The 18,439-nt window shown below is 70.1% G+C and carries 14 protein-coding genes, 1 rRNA gene and 1 riboswitch; of the genes, 7 read left to right on the top strand and 8 right to left on the bottom strand.

All coding sequences use genetic code 11. The features are described from left to right. Positions 1 to 104, bottom strand: a 16S ribosomal RNA gene (locus DP939_RS23820); the annotation flags it as partial. 619 nt (positions 105 to 723) lie between these two features. Between DP939_RS23820 and DP939_RS23815 the strand changes: the two genes are divergently transcribed. Beyond that, complete coding sequence (locus tag DP939_RS23815; RefSeq protein ID WP_113982973.1) at positions 724 to 2,823, top strand: S9 family peptidase; 2,100 nt, start codon at positions 724 to 726, stop codon at positions 2,821 to 2,823. A gap of 9 nt (positions 2,824 to 2,832) precedes the next feature. Here DP939_RS23815 and DP939_RS23810 read toward each other — a convergent pair whose 3' ends face one another. Continuing rightward, positions 2,833 to 5,397, bottom strand: a complete 2,565-nt coding sequence (locus DP939_RS23810) for a lysylphosphatidylglycerol synthase transmembrane domain-containing protein (protein WP_225878454.1) — start codon at positions 5,395 to 5,397, stop codon at positions 2,833 to 2,835. A 301-nt stretch (positions 5,398 to 5,698) separates the two neighbouring features. Here DP939_RS23810 and DP939_RS23805 point away from each other — a divergent pair, with 301 nt between their 5' ends. Beyond that, positions 5,699 to 6,439: an isocitrate lyase/PEP mutase family protein gene (locus DP939_RS23805; RefSeq protein WP_113982972.1), complete on the top strand. Its 741-nt coding sequence runs from the start codon at positions 5,699 to 5,701 to the stop codon at positions 6,437 to 6,439. A 4-nt stretch (positions 6,440 to 6,443) separates the two neighbouring features. Next, a complete protein-coding gene (locus DP939_RS23800; protein WP_318656309.1) occupies positions 6,444 to 8,504 on the top strand; it encodes a molybdopterin-containing oxidoreductase family protein in 2,061 nt (686 codons plus the stop codon). Here DP939_RS23800 and DP939_RS23795 read toward each other — a convergent pair. Next, on the bottom strand, positions 8,491 to 8,991 hold the full coding sequence (locus DP939_RS23795) for a GNAT family N-acetyltransferase (protein WP_147268108.1): 501 nt from the start codon (positions 8,989 to 8,991) through the stop codon (positions 8,491 to 8,493). The genes DP939_RS23800 and DP939_RS23795 overlap by 14 nt on opposite strands. Positions 8,992 to 9,138: 147 nt before the next feature. On the opposite strand from DP939_RS23795, the gene DP939_RS23790 reads away from it, so the two are divergent. Next, on the top strand, positions 9,139 to 9,597 hold the full coding sequence (locus DP939_RS23790) for a hypothetical protein (protein ID WP_113982969.1): 459 nt from the start codon (positions 9,139 to 9,141) through the stop codon (positions 9,595 to 9,597). Positions 9,598 to 9,711: 114 nt separating this feature from the next. On the opposite strand, the gene DP939_RS23785 is transcribed toward DP939_RS23790, so the two are convergent. Beyond that, complete coding sequence (locus DP939_RS23785) at positions 9,712 to 10,035, bottom strand: DMT family transporter (protein WP_113982968.1); 324 nt, start codon at positions 10,033 to 10,035, stop codon at positions 9,712 to 9,714. Positions 10,036 to 10,064: 29 nt separating this feature from the next. Then, a riboswitch (guanidine-III (ykkC-III) riboswitch) is annotated at positions 10,065 to 10,126 on the bottom strand. 131 nt (positions 10,127 to 10,257) lie between these two features. Between DP939_RS23785 and DP939_RS23780 the strand changes: the two genes are divergently transcribed. Then, positions 10,258 to 12,069, top strand: a complete 1,812-nt coding sequence (locus tag DP939_RS23780; RefSeq protein WP_113982967.1) for an acyl-CoA dehydrogenase — start codon at positions 10,258 to 10,260, stop codon at positions 12,067 to 12,069. Between the two features lie 34 nt (positions 12,070 to 12,103). Here the strand turns inward: DP939_RS23780 and purL are convergent, their stop codons facing one another. The 4 genes from purL to purS form a co-directional block, all read right to left on the bottom strand. Next, positions 12,104 to 14,359, bottom strand: coding sequence for a phosphoribosylformylglycinamidine synthase subunit PurL (gene purL, locus DP939_RS23775; RefSeq protein ID WP_113982966.1), 2,256 nt, complete (start codon positions 14,357 to 14,359; stop codon positions 12,104 to 12,106). After that, positions 14,356 to 15,036, bottom strand: a complete 681-nt coding sequence (purQ, locus tag DP939_RS23770) for a phosphoribosylformylglycinamidine synthase subunit PurQ (protein ID WP_111169539.1) — start codon at positions 15,034 to 15,036, stop codon at positions 14,356 to 14,358. The genes purL and purQ overlap by 4 nt, the downstream gene beginning before the upstream one ends. A gap of 66 nt (positions 15,037 to 15,102) precedes the next feature. After that, positions 15,103 to 15,492, bottom strand: coding sequence for an ATP-binding protein (locus tag DP939_RS23765; protein ID WP_318656308.1), 390 nt, complete (start codon positions 15,490 to 15,492; stop codon positions 15,103 to 15,105). 224 nt (positions 15,493 to 15,716) lie between these two features. Next, on the bottom strand, positions 15,717 to 15,974 hold the full coding sequence (purS, locus tag DP939_RS23760; protein WP_113982964.1) for a phosphoribosylformylglycinamidine synthase subunit PurS: 258 nt from the start codon (positions 15,972 to 15,974) through the stop codon (positions 15,717 to 15,719). Between the two features lie 300 nt (positions 15,975 to 16,274). Between purS and pdhA the strand changes: the two genes are divergently transcribed. After that, positions 16,275 to 17,441, top strand: coding sequence for a pyruvate dehydrogenase (acetyl-transferring) E1 component subunit alpha (gene pdhA, locus DP939_RS23755; RefSeq protein WP_113982993.1), 1,167 nt, complete (start codon positions 16,275 to 16,277; stop codon positions 17,439 to 17,441). Beyond that, a complete protein-coding gene (locus tag DP939_RS23750) occupies positions 17,438 to 18,418 on the top strand; it encodes an alpha-ketoacid dehydrogenase subunit beta (protein ID WP_113982963.1) in 981 nt (326 codons plus the stop codon). The genes pdhA and DP939_RS23750 overlap by 4 nt, the downstream gene beginning before the upstream one ends. Positions 18,419 to 18,439 lie beyond the last annotated feature (21 nt).

Below are 18,439 nucleotides of genomic sequence, written 5' to 3'. Positions count from 1 at the left end.
ACCCGTTCGCCGCTCGAGTACCCCGAAGGGCCTTTCCGCTCGACTTGCATGTGTTAAGCACGCCGCCAGCGTTCGTCCTGAGCCAGGATCAAACTCTCCAAACAATGCTTGAAGAACCATCATCCTGCACGAGACACCCACCCGGCTAAAGGGCGATAAGCGGCGTCTCGTTCAAAGGAATCCACCACCCCCACCAAATAAGGCGAGAGTGACGGGGTCATACATGTAATTCGTACATGCACTGGCTTTTAGCACACTGTTGAGTTCTCAAGAAACGGGCGCGTACACCGCCGAACCAGATCAGACCAGCCGACCCAGCCCTTCGGGGCTTGAAGCCTATTCCTCATTTTGTTGGCCCCGTCTCCAGGGCAACCCCTCTAACTTACCAGGTCGTGTCCTGCTCCGCAAGCGGATCGGTCGGACCGGATGAGCTACAGGGTGGCAGCCGCCCGCACCCGACCACGTGCCAGACTCACCGGAGTGATTCGGAGTGGTGTGCGCTGAGCTGCGCTGCTCCATAAGAGTATCAGGCTCCGGAGGTGGATCGAGCCGCATCGCCTACGCCACCGAGCCTTCACCTCCTACCCGGGCCCCTCCCGGAACCCCCTTCGGAAGCCCCCCAGAAGTTCCCCTGGAAGTCCCCCAGAAGTCGCACGGAGCAGGCACGGCGGGTCGGAGGCGAAGGGCGAGGTGGGGGAGGGCCGGCGACATAGACTGGGCCGGATGACGAATGACACGCCACCGGTGGCGAAGAGGGTAGCCAACGAGCGGGTCCATCACGGAGACGTGGTGGTGGATGAATACGCCTGGCTGATCGACAAAGACGATCCGGACACCGTCGCCTACCTGGAGGCGGAGAACGCCTATACCGAGCAGGTCACCGGGCATCTCGACCAGCCCAGGGAGACCATCTTCCAGGAGATCAAGAACCGCACGCAGGAGACCGATCTGTCGGTCCCCACGCGTAAGCGCAACTGGTGGTACTACTCCCGCACCGTCGAGGGCAAGCAGTACGGCATCCAGTGCCGGGTGGCCGCCGACGGGGAGACCCCGCCGGTGATGGGTGAGGACGGCGGGCCGTTGCCCGGGGAGCAGGTGCTCCTGGACGGCAACGAGCTGGCGGGCGAGGCCGACTTCTTCGCCGTCGGCACCTCGGTGGTCAGCCCGGACGGCACCAAGCTGGCCTTCTCCACCGACTTCAAGGGCGACGAGCGGTTCACGCTGCGGTTCAAGGACCTGGTCACGGGCGAGACGCTGCCCGACGCGATCCCCGGCATCTCCTACGGCGGCACCTGGTCGGCCGATGGCACCACCTTCTTCTACACGGTCGTGGACGACGCCTGGCGCCCATACCGCCTGTACCGGCACACGGTCGGCGGCCCGGCCGACTCCGACGTGCTGGTCTACGAGGAGAACGACGAGCGGTTCTGGGTCGGGATCGGGCTGACCCGGAGTGAGCGCTACCTGATGCTCAACGTCGGCAGCAAGATCACCAGCGAGGTCCGGATCCTTGACGCGGCCGACCCGGCCGGGGAGTTCGAGCTGGTCAGGCCGCGTAAGACCGGCGTGGAGTACGGCCTGGACCACGCGAAGGACGGCTTCCTGGTCCTGCACAACGACGGCGCCGAGAACTTCGAGCTGGCCACCGCCCCCGTGGACGATCCCGGAGTGTGGACGCCGCTGATCGCGCACCGCGAGGACACGCGGCTGCTCGACGTGGACGCGTTCGCGACGCATACCGTGGTCCACTTCCGGCGGGACGGCCTCACCGGGATCAGGATCATGCCGCACGACGGCGAGCCGTACGAGATCGAGTTCCCCGAGCCGCTGTACACGGCCGAGCCGGGTGGCAACCCCGAGTTCCACACCGCGCGGCTGCGGCTGGGCTACACCAGCATGGTGACGCCGCCGTCGGTGTACGACTACGACCTCGCCGCGCGCGAGCTGATCCTGCTGAAGCAGCGGCCGGTGCTCGGCGGCTTCGACCCGGCCGACTACGAGCAGCACCGGGAGTGGGCGACGGCCGAGGACGGCACGCGGGTGCCGATCTCGATCGTGACGCGCCGGGGCACGCCGCGGCCCGCGCCGATGGTGCTGTACGGCTACGGCAGCTACGAGATGTCGATCGACCCGGCGTTCTCGGTGGCCAGGCTGAGCCTGCTCGACCGGGGGGTGATCTTCGCGGTCGCGCACATCAGGGGCGGCGGCGAGATGGGCCGCCGGTGGTACGAAGAGGGCAAGCTCACCCGGAAGAAGAACACGTTCTCCGACTTCGTGGCGTGCGCCAGGCACCTGAAGGCGTCCGGCTGGGCGGGTGACGTCATCGTGCGCGGCGGGTCCGCGGGCGGGCTGCTGATGGGCGCGGCGGCGAATCTGGCGCCCGGGGAGTTCGCGGGCGTGGTGGCCGAGGTGCCGTTCGTGGACGCGTTGAACACGATCCTCGACCCGTCGCTGCCGCTCACCGTCATCGAGTGGGACGAGTGGGGCGATCCCCTCCACAACGCCGACGTCTACGCGTACATGAAGTCGTACTCGCCGTACGAGAACGTCGAGGCGGAGAAGTACCCGCCGATCCTGGCGATCACCAGCCTCAACGACACCCGCGTCTTCTACCACGAGCCGGCCAAGTGGATCGCGCGGCTGCGGGCCACCGCGAGCGGCGGCCCGTTCCTGCTCAAGACGCAGATGGGCGCGGGGCACGGCGGGCGCAGCGGGCGGTACGACTCCTGGCGCGAGGAAGCGTTCACGCTGTCGTGGATCCTCGACCGGCTCGGCGTCCACGAGGTCGCCGGCCCCGAGGCCACGGTAGAGCCCGTGGGGTAACCGCCCGGCTCAGATGGCCTTGTGGCGTTGCAGCCAGGTGAACGACGCCCAGCCGGGCAGCACCGGCAGCCAGAAGGTCAGCAGCCGGAACAACAGCACCGCCGAGGTGGCGACCCCCGGGTTCACCCCCGAAAGGGTCAGGCCGGCCATCAGTGCCGTCTCCACCGCGCCCAGGCCGCCTGGTGTGGGCGCGGCGGAGCCGATCGCGTTCCCGGCCAGGAACACCACGGCGACCGCCGCGAAGTTCATGTCGTGGCCGAAGGCGCGTACGCAGGCGTCCAGGCACACCACGAAGGTCAGCGTGAGCAGCAGCGTCCCGGTGACGCTCTGCACGATCCGGCGCGGCGACTGGAGCACGTCCAGCAGCCGGGGTACCACGCCGGAGAACAGCGCGCGGACCCGCGTACTGATCATCCGGCGCAGCGGCGCCACGCCGAGCACCACGACGATCGCCACGGACACCGCCAGCAGCACGATCAGCAGGGTCCGTGACGGTGTGAGCGAGGCCGCCGCGTCGCTGCCCGTGACGTACGCGAAGAAGAGCAGCAGCGCGATGTGGAAGGCCAGCCCGATGAGCTGGGAGGCGCCCACGCTGGCCACCGCCTGCCCCGGCGGGATGCCGCGCTTTTGCAGGTAGCGGGTGTTGAGCGCGACGCTGCTGACCGCCGCGGGCGCGACCAGCTTCACGAACGACCCGGCGAACTGCACCATCACCGTACGGCCGAGCGGCAGCGACTCCGGCACGAACCCCTTGATCATCAGGGCCGCCGCCACGTAGCTCAGCCCGGCGGCGACGAACGCGACGCCGGTCCACGCCCATTCGGCCGTGGTCAGCACCCTGACGAAGTCGACCTGGCCGAGCTGGGAGAGCAGCAGGTACGCGGCCAGCGCGCTGCCGATGATGGTCACCAGCGTGCGCGGGCGGAAGCGTTCCAGGCGTACCTGGGCCACCACTCCGGGCGGCTTCAGCTCGACGATCTGCTCGCGTACCGCCGACAGGAGCTGCTTGTCCTTGCGCCGCAGGGCCGATCGGGTCTGCCTGGTCAGCGCGATGCGCTGGAGCAGCGGGAGCGCGCCCGCGAGGGCGTCGGCGCCGAGTACGGCGGCGGCGGTGCGGACCGATCGCTCCGGACCGACGCGCAGTGCCAGGTAGGTGAGGCACTGGGCGATGTCGAGGCGGAGCAGGAGGTCGCCGGCCGCGATCTCGCCGCTGCGCGCGTCCACCAGCACGACATGTCCGGACTTGTCGAGATGGATGCTCTCGCCTTCCAGCCGCCGGTGGGCCAGCCGCTGCGCCTGGAGGCGCCGTACCTGCTCCCAGATCTCGGTGAGCACGTCGTCGGTGATCTCCTCGTCCGGTACGTCCTCCAGGGCCCTGGTGTCCAGGTGCTCGTAGACGAGCAGCGCGGCCTCGGTGCCGATCTCGCTGGTGCCGAGCAGATTCGGCGTGTTCGCGCCGGCCGCCTTGGCGGCGTAGGCCATCAGGGCCTCGCGCTCCAGCTCGGCGCGCAGCGAGCGGATCGCCCGCCTGCGGGTCTCGCTGGCCAGCAGCAGCCGCCGCCACAGGCGGTAGAGCAGGCCCGCCACCTGGCGGTCGCGGTCGAGCACCGTGACATCGACGCGGCGCTCCTCCTCGATGGTGACCGCGTACCGGCGGCTGCCCTGTACGTCGTCGTCGATCCTGCGCGCCCTGGTGGGCGCGTAGCCGAGCCTGCGCAGGGCCGCGACCATCGCGCTGCCGGGCGGGCGGGTGTTGGGGCTGCCGATCGCGTACAGCGTGCCGTAGCCGACGCCGAGGCCGACCAGGATGCTCACGATGACGCCGAGCGCGGTGGCATCGGCCCCGGTGAACAGGGCGAACACGTCGAGTGCGATGGCGACCCACATCAGCGACCGCCAGGTCGGGCGGCGGGAGATGCGGACCGCGGTCATGTAGGCCACGACGGACGTGAGCAGGGTGTTGAGCGGCTCGACGCTCGCCCTGCCGCCGGTGAGGAGCTGGCGGAGGTCCTCGGAGGCCATGATGAGCCATTCGCCGAGCCCGAAGGCCACCAGGACGGCGGCGATGGCCGCGATCAGCCCCTCGGCGACCCGCAGGCCGTCGCGGTGGAAGACCCGCTCGACGGCCAGGGCTGCCGGAATGATCAGCACGGCGCCGCCGCCGACGAAGCCGGCGATCATCACCAGCGGCCAGGGCGCGCGGGAGGTGCCGACCTCGACGTCCTGTTCGATGCCGTTGAGCGTCTGCTTGGCCACCAGGGCCAGCAGCACGACCCCGATGAACATGAGCAGGCTGGCCAGGCAGCGCAGTGCGTCGGAGGGCCGCCGCAGGCGCTGCGGCAGCAGCGGCTCCACGACGAGCACCGGCGTGTCCTTCGCCGTGCCGCCGCCCGAAGCCTCGCGGCCGCCCGAAGCCTCGCGGCCGTCCGAAGCCTCGCCGCCGCCCGGAGTCTCGCGGCCATCCGGAGTCTCGCGGCCGGTATCTCGGCCGGAGCCGTCCGCCGCGTTGTCGTCAGGGGAGGACATGGCCGGATCGCCCGGGGAGGACGTCGTGTCCTTCTCCGGGTTGTCCACCCCGTCATGATCCCTTATTTGTGTCACCGCCCGCGATTCTGCCCTTTTCCAACCGGACGCGCGTTATCCAGGGACATCAAGATCTGTCAACACTTCAAGATCTCTTGCCCTGCACACACGCTTCCCCCAACCCCCATGCCTATATCACCGACCGTGGTCACCGAGCCGGTGCGGTCCCCCCATGGTGCTGTGGGGGCGGCCTTCATGTCCTGTCTTTCCGCCCGTATCGGCCAAGTGGACGGCCGGTTTCGCGGGTGAGTGGACCTCCCCACGCGGGGACCCGCCCGCCTAGCCTGTCACTATGAGTGATCTTGCCAAGCGACTGCGTGATCTCCATTCTGCCGACCGCCCGCTGGTGCTGCCCAACGTCTGGGACGCGCGTACCGCCCAGGTCTTCGCGGCGACGGGCTTTCCCGCGCTGGCGACCCCGAGCAGCGGCATCGCGGAGTCGCTGGGGCACACCGACCAGCAGGGGGCGCCGGTCGAGGAGATGTTCGCGGCGGCGGCGCGGATCGCGGGCGCGGTGGACGTGCCCGTCACGGTCGATGCCGAGGCCGGGTACGGGCTGCCCGCCAAGGAGTTCGCGGCCCGCCTGCTGGACACCGGGGCGGTCGGCTGCAACCTGGAGGACAGCGCGCTTCCGGCGTCCGGGCTGGTGCCGGTGGACGAGCAGGTGCGGTGGCTCTCCGACGTACGTGAGGCCGCGCCCGAGCTGGTGATCAACGCCAGGGTGGACGTCTACCTGCACGGCGGTACGACGGACGAGGCCGTGCAGCGGTCGATCGCCTACCTCGGCGCGGGCGCGGACTGCGTCTACCCCATCCTCGCCCCCGGCGAGGCGGCCATCGCCGAGCTGGTGGAGCGCGTCCCCGGCCCGGTCAACGTGCTGTTCACGCCGGACGGCCCGAGCCTGCCCCGGCTGGCCGAGCTGGGCGTGGCCAGGGTGACCTTCGGCGGCGGCCTCTACCACGCGATGATCGACGCCGTGCGCGGCATGGCCGAGCGGATCGCGGCCGGGGCCAGCCCCTACGGGGACGAGTAGCCGGGTGGCTAGAATCGGCCGGGTGTCGGGGGATTTGAAGGTTCTGGGGGCCTGTCCACTGGATTGCCCGGATACCTGCTCCTGGGTGGTGACCGTCAAGGACGGCGTGGCGACCTCGATGCGCGGCAACCCCGAGCATCCGTTCACGCGCGGCGCGCTGTGCGTCAAGGTCAACCGGTACCTGGAGCACGTGAGCGCCCCCGACCGCATCCTCTACCCGATGCGCCGGGTGGGCGCGAAGGGCGAGGGCCGGTTCGAGCGGATCACCTGGGAGGCGGCGTTCGACGAGATCGCCGCCAGGCTGCGGGCGATCGTCGCCGAGTACGGCGGGGAGGCGATCTGGCCGTACCAGGGCACCGGCACGCTCGGGTACATCCAGGGCGAGATGGGCATGGCCGGGTGGCGGTTCTGGAACGTGATGGGCGCGTCCCGGCACGACCTGAACATCTGCGCGCGGTCCGGCAACGAGGGCCTGAAGCTCACCAACGGCACCTCGGCCGGGATGGACCCGGAGACGTTCGCGCTGTCCCGGCTGATCCTGCTGTGGGGCACGAACACGCTGACCACGGGGCATCACCTGTGGAAGTTCGTGCAGGAGGCGCGGACGGCCGGCGCGTACGTCGTGGCGATCGACCCGATCCGCACCCGGACCGCCGACCAGGCCGACGAGCACCTGCCGATCCGGCCCGGCACGGACGCCGCGCTGGCGCTCGGGCTGCTGCACGTGGTGCTGGAGGAGGGCGCGGAGGACCGCGACTACCTGGAGAACCACACGCACGGCTGGGACGAGTTCAGGGCCGAGATCCTGAAATATCCCCCGGTGCGGGTGGCGGAGATCACCGGCCTGCCCGAGGAGTCCATCCGCGCCCTCGGCCGCCGGCTGGCCACCACCCGGCCCACCGGCATCCGCACGACCATGGGCATCCAGCGCCACGACGGCGGCGGCACGGCGCTGCGGACGATCGCCTGCATCCCCGGCGTGACCGGCGACTGGCGGCGGCCGGGCGGCGGGGTGTGCTACTCCACCGCCGACCACATGCCGATCTACCCCGACGCCCGCTTCGACCTGCTGGAGAAGCCGGTACGCAAGCTCACCATGACCCGCCTGGCCGAGGGCCTTGCGGACACCGAGGCGCCGGTCAAGTGCCTGTGGGTGTACGCGGCCAACCCGCTGGGCAGCACGCCCGACCAGAGCCGCATCCGCCGCGGGCTGGCCAGGGAGGACCTGTTCACCGTGGTCATGGAGCAGTTCCCGACCGACACGGTGGACTACGCCGACATCGTGCTCCCGGCCACCACGCAGATCGAGCACGCCGACCTGCACGGCGGCTACGGCCACATGTACCTGGTGTGGAACGAGCCCGCCGTGCCGCCGCCCGGCGAGTGCCTGTCCACGACCGAGACCTTCCGCCGGCTGGCCCGGCACATGGGGATGACCGAGCCCGCGCTGTTCGACTCCGACCTTGAGCTGGCCGAGCAACTGCTCGGCTCGGGCGATCCGGCGCTCGCCGGGGTCACCCTCGACCGGCTGCGCAAGGAGGGCTGGGTGCGCCTGGCGGTGCCCACGCCGTACGTGCCGTTCACGGAGGGGTTCCCGACGCCGACCGGGCGGCTGGAGTTCGTCTCGGAGCGGGCGGCGGACATGGGGCTGCCCCGGGTGGCCGGGTACGTGCCGCCGATGACGTCCCGGGTGACCTCGCGGGAGTACCCGCTGATGCTGGTCACCCCCGCCTCGCACACGTTCCTCAACACGATATTCGCCAACAACCCCGAGCTGCGCCGCCGCGCCAAGGGGCCGAGGGTGCTGGTCAGCGAGCCGGACGCGACCGCGCGCGGGCTGGCGGACGGACAGTGGGCGAGGGTGTTCAACGCGCACGGCGAGTTCACCGCCGAGGTGGAGGTCAGCGACCGGGTGCGGCCCGGCGTGGTCGCGACCTTCAAGGGGCACTGGGCCAAGCTCAGCCCCGGCGGAACGAACGTCAACGCGGTGGTGGAGGAGCGCGACACCGATCTGGGGCCGGGCGTGCCCTTCCACGACAACTTCGTGCAGATCAGTCCAGTGTGAGCACGCAGTGGGTCTCGGTCTTGGCAGGGTCGGAGGGCAGCGCCATCGTCCGGCCGCTGGGGGCGAACCCCTTGGCGCGGTAGAGCGCGAAGGCGGCGTCGTTGGCGTCCACGACCCACAGGCCGACCCGGCGGGCGCCGGCGGTACGGGCCCAGCTCAGGGCCTCCTCCACGAGCAGCGAGCCGATCCCGCGTCCGCGGTGGGCGGGATCGACCCACATGGAGATCAGATGGGCGGTCCCGGGCTCCTCGTCGCGCTCGTCCATGAAGATGCCGACCAGCCCGGCGTCCACGCCGTCGGCCACGGCGACGTACCGCACGGGCGTGCCCTCCTCCAGCCGGGCCTCCCACTCGGCGTCGGACATCGCGGCCTCCTTGGCGTAGGTGGAGGCGAACGCGTGCGGCGACTCCGCCAGCGCCTTGAGCCTGACCTCGCGGAACCGCCGCCCCTCGCCCGCCGCCAGCCGAGCAATCACGACATCACTCACGTTCTCTCCCAATCCCCAGGTACCGCCACAATCGTAACGTTCAAGATCGCTCGTTGCGGGGAAGGACCGCCCTGACAGGGCAGGTAAGGGGTCAATCAGGGTTTGTCCCCGATGTGAGGTGGCAGGGCGATGACGCACTCTTGGGGTATGAACGAAAAGCAACTGACCCGAGGCGAGGAGATGTCGCTCGCCGGCGCGGCCCTGCGGGGTGCGCCCTGGAAGGCCGCCGCGATCAGCGGTGGCGCGGTGGCGGCCGTCAGCCTGACCATGGGCTGGCTGCTTCCCGGCCCCGCGGACCCGACCTGGGCGATGTGCCTGGGGATCACGCTGTTCACGCTGATCGCGGCGATCGGGTCGATCGCCCGGCCCGACGTGAGCGACCGGGTCACCCGCCAGGCCCGGGTGTGGTCGCTGCGGCACCCGTTCAAGTTCGCGCTCTATCCGGCCGCCGCCGCCTCGATCCTGATGTACCCCGTGCAGCTCATCCTGGACGGTGAGGGCATGTTCGGCGCGGCGTGGGAGGCCGTGTGGGGCGGCGCCGTGGTGTACCTGATCGCCGGGGTGCTCGCCGTGGCGCTCAAGGGACGTGCCGCCCAGTCCCGCTGAGGTGGCCGTACGCGAACCGGCCCGTCCACCCGCACACGCGCCGGCGACCGCGCCAGCAGACCTCCACGTAACGCTCGATCAGAACGACTCGACGGCGACGCCTGGTGCCTCGTTTCAGTGGCCCGCACCCGCGAGGTTCAGCCCGACCACACCGGTCAGGATGAGCCCGATGGACACGATCTTGACGATCGAGGCGTCGTCGCCGAGCAGCAGAATGCCGGCCACCGCCGTGCCGACCGCGCCGATGCCGGTCCACACCGCGTAGGCGGTCCCCACTTCCAGGCTCTTCAGCGCGATCGCCAGCAGCCCGAAGCTCAGCACGGCGAACACCCCGAAGGACACCGCCCACCACACCTGGGTGAACCCCTGGCTCATCTTCAGCGAATACGCCATCGCGACCTCGAACGCCCCGGCGGCGATGAGAATCAACCAGGCCATGCTCCTACCCCTTCTCACGGACGACCGTCGATGCGTCGTCTTGTCGGAGCCGGGTACGGCGCGTCTCGTCCGGGAGGCTGGGCCTCACCTCGAACGCTAGCAAACCGTCCCCCGCCAGGGCGAACGGCCTCCTTCTGCGTACTCTGGTTGACCTGGTTACTCGCGGGTAGCATCCTAGGAGAGGTTACTGACCAGTACGTAACATGCTGATGGAGCGGGGCCATGGGTCATTACAAGAGCAACGTACGCGACCTCGAATTCAACCTGTTCGAGGTGTTCGGCCGCGGTGACATCCTGGGTACGGGCCGCTTCGCCGACCTCGACGAGGACACCGCGCGCAGCATCCTGGACGAGGTGAACCGGCTGGCCACCGGCACGCTGGCCGACTCTTTCGAGGACAGTGACCGCCATCCGCCGGTGTTCGACCCCGCCACCGGCTCGGTGACCCTGCCGGAGAGCTTCAAGAAGTCCTACCGGGCGCTGATCGAGGGCGGCTGGGCGCAGATCGCGCTGCCGCCGGAGCTGAACGGCCCCGGCGTGCCGCCGAGCCTGGTGTGGGCGGTCTCCGAACTGGTCCTCGGCGCGAACCCGGCCGCCTACATGTACGCCGGGGGCGCCAGCTTCTGCCACACCCTGTGGACGGTCGGCACCCCCGAGCAGAAGCGCTTCGCCGAGCTGGCCATCGAGCGCGACTGGGCCGCCACCATGGTGCTGACCGAGCCGGACGCCGGTTCCGATGTCGGTGCCGGTCGTACCAAGGCGATCCAGCAGCCCGACGGCACCTGGCACATCGAGGGCGTCAAGCGGTTCATCACCGGGGCCGACCACGACCTGAGCGACAACATCGTCCACCTGGTGCTGGCCCGCCCCGAGGGCGCGGGGCCGGGCACCAAGGGCCTGTCGATGTTCGTCGTGCCGAAGTACCACGTGGACCTCGAAACCGGCGAGCTGGGCGAGCGCAACGGCGTCTACGTCACCAACCTTGAGAAGAAGATGGGCCTGAAGGTCTCCACGACCTGCGAGCTCACCTTCGGCGAGCGGCACCCGGCGGTCGGCACGCTGGTCGGCGACGTGCACGAGGGCATCAAGCAGATGTTCATGATCATCGAGCACGCCCGGATGACCGTCGGCACCAAGGCCATCGCCACCCTGTCCACCGGCTACCTCAACGCGCTGGCCTTCGCCAGGGAGCGGGTGCAGGGCGCGGACCTGACGCAGATGACCGACAAGACCGCCCCGCGCGTCACCATCGTCAACCACCCCGACGTACGGCGCGAGCTGATGATGCAGAAGACCTACGCCGAGGGCATGCGGGCGCTGGTGCTGTTCACCGCGACGTACCAGGACGCCGTCCGGCTCGACCCGGACGACACCGCCGCGCACGCCATGAACGACCTGCTGCTCCCCCTGGTCAAGGGCGTCGGCTCGGAACGCTCCTACGAGATGCTGACCCGCTCGCTGCAGACGCTGGGCGGCTCCGGTTACCTCCAGGACTACCCGATCGAGCAGTACATCAGGGACGCCAAGATCGACTCCCTCTACGAGGGCACCACGGCGATCCAGGGCATGGACCTGTTCTTCCGGAAGATCATCCGCAACCAGGGCGGCGCGCTGCGGTCGCTGGCCGCCGAGATCGAGGCGTTCGCGGCCTCGGAGGCGGGCAACGGCCGGCTGAAGGAGGAGCGCGCCCTGCTGGCCGAGGCCCTGGCCGACGTCACCGCGATGGGCGACACGATGGCGCACTGGACGCTGTCCTCGCTGGAGACCCCCAGGGAGATCTACAAGGTCGGGCTGAACACCACCCGGTTCCTGCTGGCGCTGGGCGACCTGGTGATCGGCTGGCTGCTGCTCCGGCAGGCCGAGGTGGCCCTGACGGCGCTCGCCTCCTCGGACGAGGACAGGGCCTTCTACACGGGCAAGGTGGCGGGGGCCGCGTTCTTCGCGCAGAACGTGCTGCCCCGGCTGGCGGCCGAGCGCAGGGCGCTGGCCGCCACCGGGCTGGACCTGATGGACCTGCCTGAGGACGCGTTCTAAAGGTCCGTGGACGGCCTGGCCCGCGCCGGACGGGTCAGGCCATCAGGGCGGGCAGGGTGCCCTCGTGCGTGGTGCGCAGGGTCTCGATGGGGATGTCCAGCACGCCGGGGATCGACAGCGCCGTGCCGCCCGTGGCGCCCAGCGTCGTGCAGGGCACCTCGTGCTTGCCGCACAGCGCGGCGAAGGCGTCGAACGACTCGGGGCGCACGGTGACCAGCGCCCGGCTCGCCGACTCGCTGAACAGCGCCACGAACGGGTCGTCGCCCGGCGGCAGGCTGACCGTCGCGCCGACCCCGTGGGCCAGGCAGGACTCGGCCAGGGCCACCGCGAGCCCGCCGTCGGACAGGTCGTGCGAGCCGGTCAGCAGGCCGCGCGTGGCCGCCTCGGTCAGCACGGTGGCCAGGGCCCGCTCCACCTCCGGCTGGAACTTCGGCGGCAGGCCGCCGAGGTGCCCGTGCTCGACGTGCGCCCACTCCGAGCCGCCGAACTCCGCGGCCGTCTCGCCGAGCAGCAGGACCCGCGCGTCCGGGGCGGTGAACCCGTGCGGCACCCGCCGGCGTACGTCGTCGAGGACGCCGAGCACGCCCACGACCGGCGTGGGGTTGATCGCGGCCGAGCCGGTCTGGTTGTAGAAGGAGACGTTGCCGCCGGTGACCGGCACGCCGAGCGCCCGGCAGGCGTCGGCCAGCCCGCGCACCGCCTCGGCGAACTGCCACATGACCTCGGGGTCTTCCGGGGAGCCGAAGTTGAGGCAGTTGGTGACGGCGAGCGGGCGCGCGCCGGTGACGGCGACGTTGCGGTACGCCTCGGCCAGCGCGAGCTGTGCCCCGGCGTAGGGGTCGAGCCGGGCGTATCGGCCGTTGCCGTCGGTGGCCAGCGCGATGCCGCGCACGGTCTCGGACGCGCCCGGCATGACCTCGCCGATGCGCAGCACGCCCGCGTCGGCGGGCTGGGCGAGCACGGTGTTGCCGCGCACGTATCGGTCGTACTGGCCGGTCACCCACTCCTTGGAGGCCAGGTTGGGCGAGCCGAGCAGGCGCAGCAGCGTCGCGCCGAGGTCGTCGGGGCGAGGCAGCCGGGACGGGTCGTCGGCGTTGAGCGCGTGCTGACCGGCGGGCTCGGCGTAGGGCCGCTGGTAGACCGGGCCCTCGTCGGCGGCGGTGCCCGGCTCGATGTCCACGATGGTCTCGCCGTGCCAGGTCATCACCAGCCGGCCGGTGTCGGTGACCTCGCCGATCACCGTCGCCGGGATGTCCCACTTGCGGCAGATCTCCATGAACGCCGGGATGTCCGCGGGCGTGACGACCGCCATCATGCGTTCCTGCGACTCCGACATCAGGATCTCTTCGGGGCGCAGCCTGGGGTCGCGCAGCGGCACGAGGTCCAGCCGGACGTCCATCCCGCCGGTGCCCTTGGCGGCCAGCTCGGTGGTCGCGCAGGCGACACCGGCCGCGCCGAGGTCCTGGATGCCGACGACCACGTCGGCCGCGAACAGCTCCAGGCAGCACTCGATCAGCAGCTTCTCCATGAACGGGTCGCCGACCTGCACGCTCGGCCGCTTGGCCTGGGACTCGTCCTCGAACGTCGCCGAGGCGAGCACGGACGCGCCGCCGATGCCGTCAGGGCCGGTGAGCGCGCCGAACAGGACGACCTGGTTGCCCGGGCCCGGCGCGGTGGCCAGCTTGATCTGGTCCTTGCGCAGCAGGCCGACGCAGAGCGCGTTGACCAGCGGGTTGCCGATGTAGCAGGGGTCGAACACGACCTCGCCGCCGATGTTGGGCAGGCCCAGGCAGTTGCCGTAGGAGCTGATGCCCTCGACCACGCCGGGCAGCACCCTGCGGGTGTCGGGGGCGTCGGCCGCGCCGAACCGCAGGGAGTCCATCACCGCGACCGGGCGGGCGCCCATGGACATGATGTCGCGCACGATGCCGCCGACGCCGGTGGCCGCGCCCTGGTGCGGCTCGACGTAGGAGGGGTGGTTGTGCGACTCGATCTTGAAGGTCGCCGCCCAGCCGTCGCCGATGTCCACCACGCCCGCGTTCTCGCCCATGCCGACCAGCAGGGCCTCGGACTTGGGGGCCTTGGTGCCGAACTGCCGCAGATGCACCTTGGAGGACTTGTAGGAGCAGTGCTCGCTCCACATGACGCTGTAGATGGCCAGCTCGCTGCTGGTGGGGCGGCGGCCGAGGAGGTCGCGCACCCGCTGGTACTCGTCGTCCTTCATGCCCAGCTCGGCGTACGGCTGCGGCTCCTGCGGGGTCTCCGCGGCGCGGCCAACAGAGTCGATCATGCGTTCACCATGGTCTTGAGGAGGGACGTGAAGAAGCCGAGCCCGTCGGTGCCCGGCCCGCCGGTGAGGTCTTCCAGGGCGTGCTCGGGGTGCGGCATCAGGCCGACGACGTTGCCCGCCTCGTTGCTGACGCCCGCGATGTCGTTGAGCGAGCCGTTGGGGTTGCCCAGGTAGCGCACGACCACCCGGCCGCCGGACTCCAGCGCAGCCAGCGTCTCGGCGTCGGCCACGTAGCGGCCCTCGCCGTGCTTGATCGGGATCACGACCTCCTGGCCGCGGGTGTACGCGGAGGTCCAGGCGGTGGCGGTGGACTCGATGCGCAGCCGCTGGTCGCGGCAGATGTAGTGCAGGCCGGCGTTCTTCACCAGCGCGCCCGGAAGCAGGTGGGCCTCGCACAGGATCTGGAAGCCGTTGCAGGTGCCCAGCACCGGCAGCCCGGCGCGGGCCGCGGGCACCAGCTCGCCCATCAGCGGCGCGAACCGGGAGATGGCCCCGCAGCGCAGGTAGTCGCCGTAAGAGAAGCCACCGGGAAGGAACACGGCGTCCACGCCGCGCAGGTCGGTGTCGGCGTGCCACAGCGGCACCGGCTCGGCCCCCGCGTGCCGTACGGCACGCGCGGCGTCCTGGTCGTCCAGTGTGCCTGGAAAAGTGACCACGCCCACCCGGGCAGCACTCATCGCCGTATTTCCCCTCCGCGCACCAGGGCGCCGCCGACATGCTTGCGACATGAAGGCTACCCGCGCTCAGACAGCGGCCAGTGCCAGGTCTCGGCTCGCCGCCGCCTCCTCGTCCCAGGAAAGCCGTTTGCGCAGGTGAACCGTGGTGCCACGGCCGGGCTCACTGTTGAAGAAAATCTCGTCGACGACCGCCTGCATGATCAGAATGCCGCGGCCGTTCTCCATGTCGGCGGGCGGGTAGCGGTCGGGGACGGCGGTCAGGCCGAGCCCCCTGTCGATGACCCGCAGATCGCAGCGGCCCTCCCCGATCGCGGCGAGCACCTGGTAGCGGTTGGCCGGCCCCCCGTGCCGTACCGCGTTGGCGCACGCCTCGGAGGCGGCCAGCAGGATGTCTGCGACGCAGGTCTCGGCCACGCCGAGCGAACGAAGGGCATCGCCCAACACTCGGCGGACCATCGGAATACCTACTGCATCTCGTGGAAGAGCCAGCGAGAACTCGATGTCCACCCGAGTCCCTCCCCGTCGCGGATCGTCACCTTGACAAGGCTTCCCCGAGAAATCGGGCCTAACCGCAAAATAACGCTGTTGTTATTTACTGTTGGTCAACCTGTGGGATTGTGGCACGTCCTGAGCCTGCTTTACGTCATGCTGTGCAAGCTTTGTGCGCCAAATGTGCTATTTTACTCCGCCGTCTCGTCCTCGACACGGACGGTGAAGTCCTCGATCACGGGATTGGCCAGCAGGGTCTCGGCCATCTTTCGGATGTCCGCAAGCGCGGCCTCATCGGCGGGGCCGTCGAGTTCGATCTCGAACCGCTTGCCCTGACGCACCGCGGAGACGCCGGAGAACCCCAGGCGCGGCAGCGCGCGGGCGATGGCCTGGCCCTGCGGGTCAAGGATCTCGGGCTTCAGCATGACGTCGACGATGGCGCGCGCCACGGTGTTCCTCCAGGGTAGGGCGGGGATGAGCGGCTCTAGGCTACTGCAGGCCACACGATGTGCCGAGCGGGGCGGTACGAACGTGTGATGTGCCGCACATCGGGCACATCTGGAGCGGGCCACGGGGGAAAGGACAGGAAGAAGTGGACAGGGCTCAGGTCTTGCGCACCCCGCTGTGGCCTCTGCCACGATGTCCACATACGCGCACGGCTCACAACCACCTGGGACGTACGCGTGCGTAACCGGCCGAATGTGGATGGCGATCCCATCCGCCCGGCCCCGAGTGCACAGGAGCGGCACGTGACGACCGACGCCTCTCACGATTTCACAAGACCGACCACGGGGACGTTCTCCCCCGCGAACGCAGGGACCGACGAACCTCCGCTCGTCCAGCTTCTCACCCCCGAGGGCGAACGGGTTCACCACCCCGACTACGACATCGATCTCACCCCCGAGGAGGTCAAGAACCTCTACCGCGACCTGGTCCTGGTCCGCCGCGTGGACCTGGAGGCCGTCTCACTCCAGCGGCAGGGCGAACTCGGGCTCTGGGCCTCACTGCTCGGCCAGGAGGCCGCGCAGGTCGGCTCCGGCCGGGCGCTGACCGACGCCGACATGGCCTTCCCGACCTACCGCGAACACGGCGTCGCCTGGTGCCGCGACGTGGACCCGGTCAAGCTGCTCGGGATGTTCCGCGGCGTGAACCACGGCGGCTGGAACCCCGCCGAGCACAACTTCCACCTCTACACGATCGTCATCGGCACCCAGACCCTGCACGCCGTCGGCTACGCGATGGGCATGCAGCGCGACGGCGCGGTCGGCGAGGACGGCTCGGCCACCATCGTGTACTTCGGCGACGGCGCCACCTCCCAGGGCGACGTCAACGAGGCGTTCACCTGGGCCAGCGTGTTCAACGCGCCGGTCGTGTTCTTCTGCCAGAACAACCAGTGGGCGATCTCCGAGCCGCTGGAGAAGCAGACCCGCATCCCCCTCTACCGGCGGGCCAGCGGCTTCGGCTTCCCCGGCATCCGCGTGGACGGCAACGACGTGTTCGCCTGCCTCGCCGTCACCAGGCAGGCGCTCAAGGCCGCCCGCGAAGGCCAGGGCCCCACCCTGATCGAGGCGTTCACCTACCGGATGGGCGCGCACACCACCTCTGACGACCCGACCCGGTACCGGGTCGCCACCGAGCTGGAGGCGTGGAAGCTCAAGGACCCGATCGAGCGCGTCAAGGCGTACCTGTTCAAGAACCGGCTCGCCGACCAGGAGTTCTTCGACGCCGTGGACAAGGAGGCCGACGTCCTCGGCCGTGACGTCCGCAAGCGATGTCTGGAGCTGCCCGACCCCGACCCGCTGGCCATGTTCGAGCACGTCTACTCCGAGCCGCACGCGCTGACGGCGGAGGAGCGCGACCAGTTCGCCGCCTACCTGGCGGGATTCGACGACGCGTCCGGAGGTGAGACCCGATGACCACGCTCAGCCTTGGCAAGGCGATCAACGAGAGCCTGCGCAAGGCCATGGAGGACGACCCGAAGGTCCTGGTCATGGGCGAGGACGTGGGCAGGCTCGGCGGCGTGTTCCGGGTCACCGACGGCCTGCAGAAGGACTTCGGCGAAGATCGCGTCATCGACACCCCGCTCGCCGAGTCCGGCATCGTCGGCACCGCGATCGGCCTCGCGCTGCGCGGCTACCGGCCGGTGTGCGAGATCCAGTTCGACGGGTTCGTGTTCCCGGCGACCAACCAGATCATCACCCAGCTCGCCAAGATGCCGATGCGCTCGCTCGGCGCGCTCCGGCTGCCCGTGGTGGTCCGCATCCCCTGCGGCGGCGGCATCGGCGCGGTCGAGCACCACAGCGAGTCGCCCGAGGCGTACTTCACGCACACCGCCGGCCTGCGCGTCGTCGCCTGCTCCAACCCTGTGGACGCGTACTCGATGCTCCAGCAGGCCATCCGCAGCGACGACCCGGTGATCTTCTTCGAGCCCAAGCGGCGCTACTGGGACAAGGCCGACGTGGACATCTCCGGCGCGGAGGACTGGAAGCCGCTGGACAAGGCGTCCGTCGTACGCCGGGGCGACGACCTCACCCTGCTCGCGTACGGGCCGATGGTGAAGACCTGCCTGGAGGCCGCGAACGCCGCCGAGGAGGACGGGCGGTCCATCGAGGTGGTGGACCTGCGGTCGCTCAACCCGCTGGACACCGCGACGCTGGCGGAGTCGGTCGGGCGTACCGGGCGGTGCGTGGTGGTCCACGAGGCCCCCGTCTACAGCGGCTTCGGCGCGGAACTCGCGGCGCGGCTCACCGAGCTGTGCTTCTACCGGCTGGAGGCCCCGGTGATCCGCGTCGGCGGGTTCTCCACGCCGTATCCGCCCTCCCGCCTGGAGGATCACTACCTGCCCGACCTCGATCGCGTGCTGGACGCGGTCGACCGGTCCTTCGCCTACTGAATCGCCTGCTGAGAGGGAACG

Source organism: Spongiactinospora rosea (assembly GCF_003315795.1).
Classification (GTDB): domain Bacteria; phylum Actinomycetota; class Actinomycetes; order Streptosporangiales; family Streptosporangiaceae; genus Spongiactinospora; species Spongiactinospora rosea.
The sequence above is the reverse complement of the archived record's forward strand: the minus strand, read 5'-3'. Positions and strand labels throughout refer to the sequence as shown.